General features: G+C 43.9%; 11 protein-coding genes. 2 read left to right on the forward strand and 9 right to left on the reverse strand.

Annotated features, from left to right (window positions below):
* Positions 1–54: 54 nt before the first annotated feature.
* The 6 genes from ACMXYR_RS04405 to ACMXYR_RS04430 form a co-directional block, all read right to left on the reverse strand.
* A complete protein-coding gene (locus ACMXYR_RS04405) occupies positions 55–294 on the reverse strand; it encodes a hypothetical protein (RefSeq protein ID WP_415903066.1) in 240 nt (79 codons plus the stop codon).
* On the reverse strand, positions 291–3,428 hold the full coding sequence (locus ACMXYR_RS04410; protein ID WP_415903067.1) for an efflux RND transporter permease subunit: 3,138 nt from the start codon (positions 3,426–3,428) through the stop codon (positions 291–293). The genes ACMXYR_RS04405 and ACMXYR_RS04410 overlap by 4 nt, the downstream gene beginning before the upstream one ends.
* Before the next feature lie 3 nt (positions 3,429–3,431).
* Positions 3,432–4,520 (reverse strand): efflux RND transporter periplasmic adaptor subunit, encoded by a 1,089-nt coding sequence (locus ACMXYR_RS04415; RefSeq protein WP_415903068.1) that lies wholly within the window; start codon positions 4,518–4,520, stop codon positions 3,432–3,434.
* 192 nt (positions 4,521–4,712) lie between these two features.
* On the reverse strand, positions 4,713–5,993 hold the full coding sequence (locus ACMXYR_RS04420) for a TolC family outer membrane protein (RefSeq protein WP_415903069.1): 1,281 nt from the start codon (positions 5,991–5,993) through the stop codon (positions 4,713–4,715).
* Positions 5,994–6,007: 14 nt separating this feature from the next.
* The gene (locus ACMXYR_RS04425; RefSeq protein ID WP_415903070.1) at positions 6,008–9,058 is read right to left on the reverse strand and encodes an efflux RND transporter permease subunit; all 3,051 of its coding nucleotides are present in this window, start codon (positions 9,056–9,058) and stop codon (positions 6,008–6,010) included.
* A 2-nt stretch (positions 9,059–9,060) separates the two neighbouring features.
* Entirely contained in the window at positions 9,061–10,143 is a 1,083-nt protein-coding gene (locus ACMXYR_RS04430) for an efflux RND transporter periplasmic adaptor subunit (protein WP_415903071.1), read from the reverse strand.
* Positions 10,144–10,341: 198 nt separating this feature from the next.
* Between ACMXYR_RS04430 and ACMXYR_RS04435 the strand changes: the two genes are divergently transcribed.
* Positions 10,342–10,959: a LysE family translocator gene (locus tag ACMXYR_RS04435; RefSeq protein WP_415903072.1), complete on the forward strand. Its 618-nt coding sequence runs from the start codon at positions 10,342–10,344 to the stop codon at positions 10,957–10,959.
* 82 nt (positions 10,960–11,041) lie between these two features.
* Here the strand turns inward: ACMXYR_RS04435 and ACMXYR_RS04440 are convergent, their stop codons facing one another.
* Positions 11,042–11,620, reverse strand: coding sequence for a TetR/AcrR family transcriptional regulator (locus tag ACMXYR_RS04440; protein WP_415903073.1), 579 nt, complete (start codon positions 11,618–11,620; stop codon positions 11,042–11,044).
* 166 nt (positions 11,621–11,786) lie between these two features.
* Between ACMXYR_RS04440 and ACMXYR_RS04445 the strand changes: the two genes are divergently transcribed.
* Complete coding sequence (locus ACMXYR_RS04445; protein WP_415903074.1) at positions 11,787–12,326, forward strand: carboxymuconolactone decarboxylase family protein; 540 nt, start codon at positions 11,787–11,789, stop codon at positions 12,324–12,326.
* Positions 12,327–12,382: 56 nt separating this feature from the next.
* On the opposite strand, the gene ACMXYR_RS04450 is transcribed toward ACMXYR_RS04445, so the two are convergent.
* Both ACMXYR_RS04450 and ACMXYR_RS04455 read right to left on the reverse strand, forming a co-directional pair.
* Positions 12,383–12,898, reverse strand: a complete 516-nt coding sequence (locus tag ACMXYR_RS04450; RefSeq protein WP_415903075.1) for a disulfide bond formation protein B — start codon at positions 12,896–12,898, stop codon at positions 12,383–12,385.
* Between the two features lie 151 nt (positions 12,899–13,049).
* A complete protein-coding gene (locus ACMXYR_RS04455; RefSeq protein WP_415903076.1) occupies positions 13,050–14,237 on the reverse strand; it encodes a pyridoxal phosphate-dependent aminotransferase in 1,188 nt (395 codons plus the stop codon).
* Positions 14,238–14,495 lie beyond the last annotated feature (258 nt).

Here is a 14,495-nt window from a genome sequence, read left to right on the forward strand (position 1 = left end):
GAATAGAGGGCTTGACCGAGTAAGCGGGGCTTACTCGGCTAAATTATGTTTTTCTTATTCCTTACATTCACCGGTTACAACAAAGCTGACTTCAGCTTTTGCACAAGCAGAACAGCTATTGGAATAGGTTTTAGCCGTGCCATCAGCGCGATGACCGCACGCAGGTGTGTAATCCATCGTACACATTTGCGGGCGTGGTTCTTTACAAACCAAAGCTCCTTCAGGCATAGATGGTTTGGATTGACAGCCTGCTAACATCAGCGCAGCAAAGCCCATAAAAATTAATTTTTTCATGTTGAGTCTCCTGTTTGGGCACTGTCTGAAGCAGATTTTCCTTTAACTTTTTCACGTAGTGTCTGCATTGCAACGAAGAGGACAGGAATAAAGAATATGCCGATCACTGTCGCTAGAAGCATACCGCCAAACACAACAAAACCAATCGATATACGGCTTGCTGCACCTGCGCCAGAAGCCATTAGCAAAGGCATTACACCTAGGATGAAAGAGAATGCAGTCATTAGGACAGCACGATAACGCAGGTTTGCCGCTTCATTAGCTGCTTCGATAATTCCTTTGCCTTCTTCACGCAATTGCTTAGCAAATTCCACAATTAGAATGGCTGATTTACTAGCGAGGCCAATTAGCATAACCATACCAATCTGGGCATATAGATTGTTGGTTAAACCCGGAATCAGCCAAAGTGGCAGAATCGCGCCTAAAATTGCGACAGTAATAGATAACATGACTGCTACAGGAATGGTCCAGCTTTCATATTGTGCTACGAGGAATAGGTAAGCGAATAGAATAGCCAGCGAAATGATAATAATGACAAAACCGCCTGCTTCTTGCTCTTGCTGAGTACTACCTGTCCATTCTAGGACGTAACCATCAGGCAAAGTATCTTTAGCGAGCTGTTCCATAAGCTGGATACCGTCACCCGTCGCTATACTTGGAGCAAGTGTAGCTGTTATAGCTGCAGAGCGTGATTGGTTATAACGAGTTAATGATTGTGGACCAAGCACCGGTTTGACTTCGACAAGTGCACTGATTGGGACTAAATGGCCTTGATTGCTTTTAACATTTAGGCTGTTTAGATCATCGATGTTGTCTCTAAATTCAGAATCTGCCTGCAGCATAACGCGGTAGTTGCGGCCGAAGATATTGAAATCGTTAACATACTGAGTTCCAAGTTGAGATTGTAAAGTCCCGAAGAGGTCACTCATCGAAACACCTAAGGAGAGCGCTTTGTCTCTATCTACAATTAATTCCAATTGCGGAACATTTGCAGAATAGGTGGAGTAAACGCGGGCAAACTCAGCCTTCTGATTTGCTGCGAATATGAGTGAATTTGTCGCGCGAGCAAGGTCCTGAGGTAAGCCATTTTTCAGATCTAATAGGATTGCTTCTAGGCCTGCTGCGTTCCCCAAGCCTGGAATTGGCGGTGTAGGGAAGGCCATAATGTTGGCACCAGGGATCGCTGCTAACTTCTGATTCAGTTCCCGTAAAATTTTGTACCAGGCCATTTCCGGTGCAGTACGTTCATCCCAGTGGGAAAGCACTGGAATTGCAAGCGCAGCATTTGGTGCTGCACCACCTAAGATACTAAAGCCTTTAATGCCGATACGGTTTTCTACGCCTGGCTGTTCCTCAAGTATTTTGTCGATCTGCGCCACTATTTCGTCGGTACGGTTAAGCGAGGCTCCATCAGGTAGCTGCACGTTAACAAAGAAGGCACCATTATCTTCATAAGGAAGGAAGCCCGTAGGCGTGGTACTGAACATGTGGTAGACACCACCACCCATAGCAGCCATCAGACCCATGCTTAACACTAGGCGTTTATTTAGAAAGTTAACTTTCTTTACATAGCCTCGACGTGTCCAGTCGATTAGCTGATCGAACTTTTTAAATACTCCGGTTGGTTCAGTAGCTGGTTTTAGAAGCAGCGAGCAAAGCGCAGGGGAGAGAGTCAGGGCATTTAGTGACGAGAAGCACACTGCTACAGAGATAGTAACCGCAAACTCGGTATACAATTTACCGGTAATACCTGGCATGAAGGCAACAGGTACAAATACTGCTAACAGTACTAGGGTTGTCGCGATCACTGGTCCGATAACTTCTTTCATCGAGACAGTGGTTGCTTCTTTGGCTGACAAGCCTTCTTGCATATGACGTTTGACGTTTTCAACGACAACGATTGCATCATCTACCACAATGCCGATTGCCAAGATTAGGGCAAATAGAGAGATGGTATTGATGCTAAAGCCAAGTACCGAAAGCACGGCAAAGGTTGCGATCAAAGATACTGGAATGGTGGCTGATGGAATCAGAGTAGCACGCCAATCTGCAAGGAATAGGAAGGTAACAAGTACTACCAAACCAAAGGTAATAAATAGGGTTTCTACCACCTCTTGTAGTGATGCTTTTACTGAAAGCGTGGTGTTGTACAGAATGGCGTATTCCATATCATCAGGGAAACGCTCACTGAGACGTTCAAGCTCAGCATAGACATTATCAGCAACTTCAAGTGCGTTCGCACCCGGGCTTTGATAGATCGCAACAGTCGCTGCTGGGTTGCCATTCATAATTGAAGAGGCGCTGTAGCTTTGTGAACCCAGCTCTACCCTTGCCACATCACGTAAACGAACAGAAGCGCCGTTTTCGCCCGTGCGAAGGATAATATTCTCAAACTCTTCTACTGATTCTAAGCGACCTTTAGCACGTAGGTTGTATTGGAACTGTTGATTTTGCGTAAGCGGTGGTTGACCAATAATACCTACGGACGCTTGGATATTTTGTTGAGAGATAGCGTTGCTGACGTCTTTAGGTGAAAGTCCTAGCGCCTCTAGGCGGTTAGGGTCTAACCAGACTCGCATACCGTAATCCATTGGGCTGAACTGTGATGCGGACCCGACCCCATTAATTCGCGCCAAAGCATCTTGTACATATAGCGTGGCGTAGTTACTTAAAAATAGTTCGTCGTACGTATTTTCAGGTGAATATAGGTTAATCACCAATAGCATGTTAGTTGCTTGTTTCTTGGTTGTTACGCCTTGACGAACAACTTCTTGCGGTAAAGATGCTTCGGCTAAAGCAACACGATTTTGTACATTGATAGCTGCTTGATCAGGATCTGTGCCGACTGCGAACGTGATATCTAAAGAATAGCTGCCGTCGTTAGCTGATGTAGAGGACATGTACAGCATATTGTCAACACCATTGACTTGAGCCTCGATAGGCGTAGCCACGGCTTGTTCAACCACTTCGGCATTGGCACCTGGGTATTTAGCTTTGACCTGTACTTTTGGTGGTGTGATATCTGGGAACTGAGCTACGGGTAGACCGTAGATCGCCAATCCACCGGCAATCATCAACACAATGGATATGACCAGAGCAAACTTAGGCCGATTGATAAAGAAAATCGAGAACATGGTTTACTCCGCTACCGCATTAACTTGAATGCCCGGTTTAACCTTTTGCAGCCCTTCAGTGATGATTAGATCACCTTGATCCAGGCCTTCGAGAACTTGCCATTTACCTTCGACTTGAGGTCCCATTTCTACCCGGGTAACCGTCACTTTATTCTGCTGATCAACCTCAAGTACAAAGTAGCCATCACGATCACGTTGAACGGCAGATTGCGGGATTTGAATACCTATTTCCGGTTGTTTTCTTTTGATTTCGACGTGTACGAACTCGCCTGGTAATAACAAGTATTTAGGGTTTTCGAAGGTAGCACGGAGTGTGATTGTATCGGTGTTTGGATCCACCTCGGGGGAAATAAAATCGAATCGACCTTGTTGTTCATAAACGCTGCCATCAGACAGAATGAGCCGAGGTGCAACAGGTGGGTTATCTAGGTCGATCCCTTTACGGCGAGCATCCAGCATTAGCTTTTCGCTGACGGCCATTTCTACATAGACCTCATCGATTTTTACTACTGTAGCTAGAACGCCGCTTTCGGGGCTGATCAGATCACCCACTGAAAAGTTCGCTTTACCGATACGACCACTGAATGGCGATTTAATCTCGGTATAACTAAGGTTGAGCTCTGCTTTCTTTAAACCGGCTTCTGCTTTTAAAACTTGTGCGCGGGATTGATCTCGGTCTGCTACCGCCTGATCGACTTGAGATTGCGAAGCCGCTTTGCGTTTGCGTAGTTGGCTTACACGATTGAGGTTGGTTTGCGCATTTTTTAATCCTGCTCTGGCAGAAGCTAGATCGGCTTCAGCTTGTTTTAGTGCGATTTCATAGTTAGCTTTTTCTACCTTAAACAGCACCTGATCAGCTTCGACATCGCGACCTTCTGTAAACAAGCGGTCTTCTAAAAAGCCAGATACGCGCGCTAATAAATTTACTCTTTGAGTTGCTTCAATACGACCAACGAGTTTAAACGTTGGGGTCAAATCTGAGGTTTGAACCTTATGTACTAAGACTGCAGGCAATGGTTTCTCGTTAGCATAAGCTGTGAAGGGGGACGCAGCTAAAGCGGTAAGAAGTGTGGCTAAAATGATCTGTTTCAAAACAAGCTCCTTTGAGAAACGTTAATCCTAGGTACAAATTGGATTAAATTAGGTGCGCTTTACTTAGTTAGCAGTTTTTTGATGCTTACAACTAACTATATCTATAAATTATGAATAGATTAAATATTCATTTACCCATACAAGCCCTTAACGAATAACGGGTGCCTAAGCACCCGTTATTGTTATAGCTGATTAATTAAGCCAGCTGTCGAGCTCATTTATATCCTCAGGGTTAAGTGTGCCTAACTGCTGCTTGAAGGTGATGAGGTTCTGCACAAAGTTGAAACGTGCATTGGCATAATCCCGTTGAGCTGCATAAAGCTGTTGTTCTGCCTGGAGAACATCTACGACATTACGCGTACCTACTTTGTAGCCTTCTTCAGTTGCTTCCAGAGCGGTTTTGCTCGATTTAATACTTTGCTGAAGTGCTTGAACGCTTAAAGCGCCAGTACGTAGATTTCTCAATAGACTTCGTGTTGTCTGAGTTACTTCACGTAGCGTATCTTCACGGTTAAACTGATTTTCAATCAAACGTTGTTCCAGTTCTCGACTACGTGAGCTTACTGAACCACCAGAATAAATCGGTACGGAAAGCGATAATCCGATAGAAGAGGTATCAGTGCTGTCATCGCTGATTGCAGTACCATTATCGTAATCATAATTAGCGGTAAAGCTTAAGGTTGGGTAATGACCCGCACGACCAGCTTTTGCTGCTTGGCGTGCTGCTTCAGATGCTCGATCAGCCAATTGTAGAGCTAGGTTACCTTTCCAAGCTTTTTCTAACCAAGGTTGAGCTTGTACAGGAACAGGTTCTTCAATTGGGTACTCTTCAGACAATTGACCAACCGTATCAAACCCTTGACCTGTTAAACGTTCTAAAGCTTCGTAACTGTTTTCCAAATCACCTTCAGCGGCAATACGAGCAACACGAGCATTATCATAAGATGCCTGCGCTTCTTGTACATCTGTATTGGCGATCAAACCTACATCATATTGAGCATTAACCTGATCTAAGCGACGTTTAATTGCTCGCTCTTGGGCTTCAGAGGTTTGTAGGTCACTTTTAGCCCTAAGCACACCAAGATAAGCTTCTACGGTACGGTTGATTAATATTTGCTGCTCCAATTCAAACTGCAGTGCTGCTTGTTCAGAAATCACCTGGCCTTGTTTAAAGGTAAACCAAGCCGCCGCATTAAATACCGGCTGGCTAAGGGACAGGGTATAGCCGTGGTTATTGTAATCAGCTGTATCAGAATCAATCGTTGTGGTGTTTGCGCTCAAATTAACATTCGGCAGCAAACTGGAACGATTTTGGATTTCGATCTCTTTACCAGCATTAAACGATGCTTGCGCCGCTTTCAATTGTGGATCATTAGCCAAAGCGAGTTGGTAGATATCTGCTAATTCGCCTGCAGAAACGCTACTGACAGCTAGAGAAAGACACGAAACCTGAAAAAGCTGCTTTATATTCATGAAGTTAAATATCCTTAAACTTGTTCTGGCTGAACTTCCTTGAAAGTTCGCTTACCTAAGTAACTATATACGGTAGGAATGACAAAAAGGGTTAATAACGTACCGAATGTCATTCCGCCAACAATAACCCAGCCGATCTGGTGACGCGATTCAGCACCTGCGCCCATGGCTATGGCCAAAGGAACGGCACCTAACACTGTTGCGCCCGTGGTCATCAATATAGGGCGTAAACGCAATGATGCCGCTTCAATGATCGCGCTGCGTAGGTCTCGCCCTTGATCTTGAAGCTGATTTGCAAACTCTACGATCAGAATACCATGTTTGGTCACCAGTCCAACAAGGGTGATCAAACCAATTTGACTGTAAACACTAAGAGAACCACCACTGAAATGTAGCGCAAAAAGAGCACCAAATACGGCAGGTGGCACAGATAGCATAATAATCATCGGGTTTTTAAAGCTTTCAAACTGCGCTGCCAGTACAAGAAATACGACAATCAATGCCAGTGCAAAAGTCACTTGCATACTGCTGCTAGACTGTTTGAACTCACGCGAAGGCCCTGTGTAATCATAGGTCGCTTGAGGTGCTATTTCTTGAAGACTTTGTTCTAGGAAGCTAAGTGCTTCACCTAAGCTGTAGCCTGGAGCGAGCTGGGTTTGTATCTTAACCGCCTTAACTTTATCAAAGTGGTTAAGCTCACGTGGTGCAACGGTTTCACGTAGTTCCACAAGGTTTGAGAACTGAACCATCTCACCATTTTGATTACGCATGTATAGATCGGTTAAGTCACTTGGGTCACGGCGTTGCTGATCATCAACTTTGACAATAACTTCGTATTGTTCACCGGCGCGTTTAAATCGTGTGACTTCGCGACCCGCCATATAGCTTTCTAGGGTTCTACCCAGATCTGCGACATCGACTGACATTTCAGATAGCTTGTCGCGTTTTACATCGATCTGGAATTCAGGCTTGTTTAGTTTGAGATCCGAATCAGGTTGAGCGAAGCCTTTATTGCCATAGATCTTCGCCATTAATTGATCGGTAATCACTTTTAGATCGTCATAAGTACCATTGGTCTTAACAATAAATTCGACAGGGCGAGAGATAAAGCTCTGACCTAGAGAAGGTAAGTTAAGAGAAAAACTCATAATGCCTGGGATACCGCCATAGAGCTTCGGTGTTTGTTCTTGGCCAATTGCTTGCTGTTTGCGATCACGATCTTCCCAGCGCTCTAAGCCTTGGAACACCATGGCGTTGGTTTCAGATGGGAAACCCACCACAGCAAAGTAACGCACTGTTTCAGGTGTTTGGCTGATAGTCGCTTCTATCTGGCGGGTATAACGATCAATATAATCGACGGATGAGCCATCTGGAGCGATAGCAAAGTTTAGAATCGTACCTCTATCTTCATAGGGTGCCAGTTCTTGAGGCAGCTGAGTATAAAAGTAAGCTGCGCCACCAAAACTTGCCACCATAATGATGATCGCAAGTAGCCGAGAGCTAAGCAGTTTATTCAGTAACGCCTGGTAGCGATTAGTGATTCCCTGAAGGAAGCTTTCAATCAGATTAAAAATAGCACTGTGTCGAGTTTCATGTTTAAGCAGTCGTGACGCCATCATTGGTGATAAAGTCAAAGCCACAAAGGTTGAAACGACTACAGCGCCTGCAAGGGTCAGAGCAAATTCGGTAAATAGCTTGCCTGTTCGGCCTTCGGAAAAAGCAACTGGCGCAAATACTGCGACTAGCACTACTGTTGTTGCTAATACAGCAAATCCAATCTCTTTCGCACCTTTAAATGCAGCTTGTATTGGGTTTTCTCCAGCTTCTACATGTCGATAGATGTTCTCCAGCATCACAATGGCATCGTCTACAACCAAACCGATTGCTAAGACCAGTGCGAGTAAGGTCAAGGTGTTAATACTGAAATCCATCCAGTACATCATCGCAAATGCACCTACCAACGAGAGTGGGATAGTAACGACCGGAATCAGGGTGGCTCGGATATTACGAAGGAAGAAAAACAGCACTAGCACAACCAAAATGCCTGCTTGGATCAGCGTGGTATATACCGATTGAATTGACTCATCGATAAAGACCGAAGAGTCATAAGCCACCTCAACATTCATGCCTTCAGGTAATGTCGGGCGTAGCTTGTCTAATTTGTCACGAATACCAGAAGATACATCTAGCGGGTTAGCTGTGGATTGTTTTACTACACCCAATGCAACCGCGCTTTCACCTTTATAACGTGTGATACGTCTAACGTTCTCTGGTGCGATTTCAACCCTTGCTACATCTTGAATACGAACTGGATAGCCTTCTTCATTGCGAATAATGAGCTGTTTAAAGGCTTCTATATCGTTAACGTCAGTTCTGGCAAGTAGTGTAAATTCACGCTCTTTACTTTCAATTCGTCCAGCCGGAATCTCAATGTTCTGGCGACTTAGCGTTTCCTCAATATCTTTAGGAATAACCTTGAACGCAGCCATACGTGCAGGGTTAAGCCAGATACGCATCGCATATTTACGTTCACCAAAGATAATAACGTTGGCCACGCCAGATACGGTCTGTAGCTGATCCTTCACCTGTTGGTCGGCGACATCCGATACTTCCATGATGTTATGGCGATCAGAGTTGAAGGCAAGCCAGATAATAGGTTGTGCATCAGCTTCTGTTTTCGCAACCACCGGTGGATCCACATCATCCGGTAGTTGGCCAATAACGCGACTGACTCTATCTCGAACATCTGCTGCTGCAGAATCAGGATCACGATCTATTTTGAACGTGATACTAATCTGCGAATTTTCTGTTCGGCTAATCGAGTTCATAAAGTCGATACCCTCAATACCGGAGAGGGAGTCTTCTATGATCTGAGTAACCTGTGTTTCGATAATCGATGCATTTGCACCGGGGTAGGTGGTCTCAACCGTAATCACCGGCAGATCGATTTTTGGGTACTCTCGAACGGTTAATCGATCATAAGCAAGTAGGCCCACTAGTAGGACCAGTATGCTCATTACCGTCGCTAATACGGGGCGTTTAATACTGATTTCAGACAGAATCATAATTATTTATCCTGTCCTTCAGTTTTACCTTTCTGAGGCTGTGCTTCTTCTTGGGCTGGTTCAGCCTTAGCTGGCTGTGTGCCATCTGTAAAGATTGGTGTTACAGGCATGCCCGGGAACAGTTTAATTTGTCCCGCAGTAATCAAAACCGAACCTTCTTTAAGGCCTGAGATGATTTGTACAATACCCGGACGGCGTTGTCCCAAAGTAACTGGGGCCATTGCCACTTTACCTTCTTGAACTGTCATCACGAAAAAGCCGCCATCTTTAGGAATGATCGCTTGTTCTGGAATAACTACAGTTGTTTGTTGGTCAACTAGTAGGTCTACTTGTGCAAAAAGGCCTGGGCGCAATTTGCCTTCAGTATTTGGAATTTGCGCACGCACCTGAATGTTGTGGGCGCTGCTGTCAGAGCTTGGAGACACAGCGTATACCTCACCAGCGATTTGTTCGCCCGGTAACGCATCAACTTTGATGTTAAGTTGACGGCCCGGCTGTAGCTCGGATAGATAAATCTCAGGCACACGGAAATCTAACTTCATTGTGCTTAAATCAGTAAGCTCGACCAGATCTTCACCCTGATTTACATAATCGCCAGGGCTTACCAAGCGCAAGCCTGTAAAACCTGTAAAGGGTGCGTTTAAGGTCATCTTATCTAAACGTGCTTGCGCTAATGCTTCTTGAGCTTGGTCGACACGAAGTTGGGCTAAACTGCTGTCACGTTCTTGTACTGAACCTACTTTCTTCTTTAGTAGACTTCGAGCACGGTCATAATCTGTGCGGCTTAATTGGACTCGCGCTTGCGCTTCTTTTAATTCTGCTTGGTAGATTGAACTATCCAGCTTGAATAGGGGAGTGCCTTGATCTACTCGCTGGCCTTCTTTAAAGAGAATTTTTTCTATACGGCCGCTTTGTTCAGGGCGAAGCATAATAGATTCATTGGCTTGCAAAGTACCAATGGCAGAGATTTTCTTATCTAACGTTTGAGTTTTAACTGTTACTACCTCTGCAGGCATTCCTTGAGCATTTACTTGGAAAGCAGCAGCGCAAAGCATAAAAACAGCCAGATAAGATTTCTTAAACATAGGTAGACCCGATCTTAGTCTTTAGAAGTATGGAAAGCCTATTCTAAAGATCTGTAATCAGTTAACAATGTAATTATGTGTAAAGAATTGAAAAGTAAAATTCGGGTTTACTGATACATAAGGTTATTTGTTTTTGATAGCCCTAAGAGCGTATCATTCAGCACAAGCCAAGCTTAAAAATTTGATGGACGTAGTAGAATGATCTCACTTGAGTTTTTGATTACTTCTCTTATCGTGGTATTGATTCCTGGAACCGGTGTTCTCTATACAGTAGCCACAGGGTTATTTATCGGTAAACGTGCAAGCTTATTTGCGGCATTAGGCTGTACCATCGGTATTGTACCGTCACTCTTGGCGAGCATTTTGGGATTAGCAGCGATTTTTCATGCCAGTGCAGTGGCGTTTCAGGTTGTTAAATTCGTCGGGGTTGCTTACCTATTGTATTTAGCTTGGTCGATGTGGCGTTCATCAGCTTCTCTTGCATTAGATCAGAAAGAGAAAGAAGCCAAATATAGCGGTATTGCTATGAAAGGTTTTTTAATCAATATCTTAAATCCTAAGTTGTCGATTTTCTTTCTCGCCTTTTTACCGCAGTTTGTCTCGCCTGAAGTTGGCTCGCCATTAATGAACATGTTTGTGTTGGGTCTTATCTTTATGATGATGACCTTTGCTGTGTTTGTAATTTATGGCTTTTTGGCAGGGCGGTTTAGCGAATTTGTTGTTGGGTCTGAAAAAATTAGCCAGATGATGCAAAAGCTTTTTGCTGGCAGTTTTGCTTTGCTAGGTATGAAATTGGCGTTTAGTGAAAGGGGTTAAAAGCTCTTGAATTAAGCTCTTAGGACATTTTTAATGCTGAGAACTTAGAGATTTTTGTACTACTTTGCGTAGCGAAAAATGCTTAGTTTAAACAACTAAATGCATCTTCTATCAGGTCTTTAATCTCAGCTTGATTATTAACTCTTGAGTAAGAGCGAACTCCGATCAGTTGCATTTGTAAGAACCGAGCAAGACGGTTAGCATCTTGTTGAGTTTCTAACTCTCCTTGCTGCTTAGCTTGATCTAGTAAGCGCGCAAATGCATTTTCCATTACCTTCATCAATCTCCGTGCTTCCTCTAGGAGCTCTGTATTTTCGGTGCTGAGCTCTGAGATGGTTTTTACCAGCATGCACATCTCATTCGGACGGTTTTGATTGTTATCGAGCGCAGACGTAAAAATAAACTCTTTTAGGGTCAACAGGGGAGATGTTTGTCTCTCTTCGACGCTTTCTAGTCGCTTCAACATCGCATCGGTATAGTAATTTAGAGTCTCTTTAAATAGCCCTTCCTTACTACCAAAGCACGCGTAAATACTACCGGGGCGCATATCGATGCACTCTTGGATAGTACGCATAGAGGTTGCGTGAAAACCTTTTGCCCAGAACAGATGCGTTGCTTTTTGAATCACCTGCTCGCGATCGTATTTAACTGTATTAACCATAGAGATCTAATTTTTTTGAACATCTGTTCATATTTTATCTTGAACAAGTATTCAGTTCTAGTTATGGTTCTAAACGTGAACAGTTGTTCAAATATGATTGGCTTGATCTGTTTTTGTGGGGAAGGCGTTCTAGCGTAGACAAAATCGATTAGAAAATGGAGATATGATGAGTAAATTCAAATTACATACAATGGAATCAGCCCCTCAAGGGACGAAAGCGCTTTTTGAAAACTCGTTGAAAAATTTTGGCATGATCCCAAACCTTCATGCTGTGTTAGGTGAAGAGCCTGTTGTGCTGGAAGCTTATCAACAATTACATACCTTATTTCAACAAACTGACTTTAATGCAGCCGAGTTAACAGTGGTTTGGCAGACAATTAATGTAGAACATGGTTGTGAGTATTGTGTGCCTGCACACAGCCTGATTGCAGACATGATGAAAGTCGATCCCGCTGTAAATGAAGCATTAAGGAATAAAACAGCTCTACCTACGCCCAAGTTGCAAACACTGCATGACACAACGTTAGCGATTGTTCGAGAGCGTGGTCGGATCTCTGATGAACAGCTGAATCATTTCTTCGCGGCAGGTTATGAGCAAAAGCATCTGTTAGGAATTATTTTGGGATTGTCTCAAAAGGTGATGAGTAACTATGTAAATTACATAGCGCAGACTCCTTTGGATGAGAAGTTCCAAGCTTACGCTTAGCTACTAATAAAAAAGGCGAACACTATTAAGTGTTCGCCTTTTTAATAATTAGTAATTCAGCTAGATCGGGTTGATCTAAACTGCAGTGCGAAGAAAACGGCTGCTGTTGCTGCCAACAGTGTAGAAAATGCCATTAAGCCTTCCGCCATAGTGATACCAAACAGTAGTTCAGGGGTATAACCGCAAGGCTCCCAAGGAGCAAAAACCGATGGGATCCATTGATCCAGTGCAAACCAGTTAGGCAGACCGCTGTCCATACTGCAGCTATCTACTATCCAGTTGCGCTCTACTGCTAGGGTTTTCCATGAGCGTTCAACGAGACCAATACCGACTACGAGTGTTAGCAAGTGACTTAGCTTACTCAGGCATCCATGTTTACGCGTAAAGAGTCCGAATGTAGCGACGATGATAAGAGCGAAAAGCCAGATGCGAATATGGATGCATAAGACACAAGGGTAGTAGTCCAAAGCGTACTGGTAATAGAGGGCAATTGCCTCCATGCTGACGCCGATGAAAATTAAGCTTAACCAGAAAAAAGCAGAACGGCTAAGGCAAGTTAATTTGTCCAACATTAACAAGTCTCCCAAACAGTGAACAAATATCTGAGTCACTTCAGATGATAAGGTTCAAGTTCTTACTAAGAAAAGTACAGATATCAATATATTTTCATTAGGCAGAAAAAAACCGAGCACTGAGGCTCGGTTTTTTAGATCAAGGACTCGCTTAAGCTTCTAATGCTTTGCGGATACGACCCAATGCGTCTTCTAATACTTCCATGCTAGTTGCAAAAGATAGGCGCATATTACCCGGCGCACCAAATGCAGAACCTGGTACAAGAGCAACGCCCGCTTCGTTTAGAAGGAATTCAGCCAATTCGATATCGTTAGCAAAACGATCATCGTTATCGATTACTTCTTGGAAGCTTGGGAATGCGTAGAATGTACCATCAGCAGGGATGCAGCTAACGCCGTTGATATTGTTTAGTGTGTTAACAACATATTCGTGGCGTGCTTTAAATGCTACAACCATCTCAGCTACACAATCTTGAGAGCCTTCAAGTGCTGCTTGTGCTGCAACTTGTGCAATGGAAGTTGGGTTAGATGTACTCTGAGATTGGATCTTCTTCATTGCGCCAATCAATGCAAGTGGACCAGCAGCATAGCCGATACGCCAACCAGTCATAGAGTATGCTTTGGATACACCGTTTAGCACAATTGTGCGATCGTAAAGCTCTGGGCAAGCGTTAAGGATGTTTACGAATGGCTCATCGTTAAAACGGATGTGCTCATACATATCATCAGTCGCAACCAAAACTTGCGGGTGTTTAAGAAGTACTTCAGCTAGCGCTTTCAATTCTTCCAAGGTGTAAGCAACACCTGTTGGGTTTGAAGGGCTGTTTAGTACGACTAAACGTGTCTTATCTGTAATTGCTGCTTCTAGTTGCTCAGCAGTCATCTTGAAGCGTTGTTCCTGAGTTGTCGTTACAATCACAGGGACAGCATCCGCCATTTTTACCATGTCTGGGTAAGATACCCAGTACGGTGCTGGTACGATGACTTCATCACCTTCATTTAGCAGGGCTAAAGATAGGTTAAAGAAGCTTTGCTTACCACCACAAGAAACAAGAATCTGGTTAGCAGCATATTCAAGACCGTTATCGCTCTTGAATTTGTTAATAATGGCTGTCTTTAATGCCGGTGTACCATCTACAGCGGTGTATTTTGTGAAACCTTCATTCAACGCCTGGATGGCAGCCTGTTTGATATGATCCGGAGTATCAAAATCGGGCTCGCCAGCGCCCAGGCCAATAATGTTCTTACCTGCCGCGCGCAGTTCAGCTGCACGGTTAGTAACCGCCAGCGTTGGAGAAGGTTTGATGTTGTTGACGCGGTCTGAAAGTTGAACGTTCAAGCCTAAGTTCCTCGATAAGAATATCTGCAGTGCAGATACCGACATTAATCAGCAGAAATCCCGCTTTAAATATTGTGTTAGCAGGGAGTTTCCAAACCCGCACATGATACAGCAAACAATAGCCCGCATGAATCCTGTTTGAGCGAAAAAATACCTTTTCAGATCAATAAATTGATTAAAGGAAACTTTTTTCTCTTAAGAGCGGTCTTTTTAATACGTATTTATGCAAGTAAAAGTAGCAGCTGCTGAGATATAATG

Source organism: Neptuniibacter sp. QD29_5, from assembly GCF_047778125.1.
GTDB lineage: Bacteria > Pseudomonadota > Gammaproteobacteria > Pseudomonadales > Balneatricaceae > Neptuniibacter.

Coding starts and splice junctions, on each gene's coding strand:
- ACMXYR_RS04410 (WP_415903067.1), bottom strand. CDS start 3,428: ATGTTCTCGATTTTCTTTATCAATCGGCCTAAGTTTGCTCTGGTCATA.
- ACMXYR_RS04405 (WP_415903066.1), bottom strand. CDS start 294: ATGAAAAAATTAATTTTTATGGGCTTTGCTGCGCTGATGTTAGCAGGC.
- ACMXYR_RS04440 (WP_415903073.1), bottom strand. CDS start 11,620: ATGGTTAATACAGTTAAATACGATCGCGAGCAGGTGATTCAAAAAGCA.
- ACMXYR_RS04450 (WP_415903075.1), bottom strand. CDS start 12,898: ATGTTGGACAAATTAACTTGCCTTAGCCGTTCTGCTTTTTTCTGGTTA.
- ACMXYR_RS04430 (WP_415903071.1), bottom strand. CDS start 10,143: ATGTTTAAGAAATCTTATCTGGCTGTTTTTATGCTTTGCGCTGCTGCT.
- ACMXYR_RS04435 (WP_415903072.1), top strand. CDS start 10,342: ATGATCTCACTTGAGTTTTTGATTACTTCTCTTATCGTGGTATTGATT.
- ACMXYR_RS04425 (WP_415903070.1), bottom strand. CDS start 9,058: ATGATTCTGTCTGAAATCAGTATTAAACGCCCCGTATTAGCGACGGTA.
- ACMXYR_RS04445 (WP_415903074.1), top strand. CDS start 11,787: ATGAGTAAATTCAAATTACATACAATGGAATCAGCCCCTCAAGGGACG.
- ACMXYR_RS04420 (WP_415903069.1), bottom strand. CDS start 5,993: ATGAATATAAAGCAGCTTTTTCAGGTTTCGTGTCTTTCTCTAGCTGTC.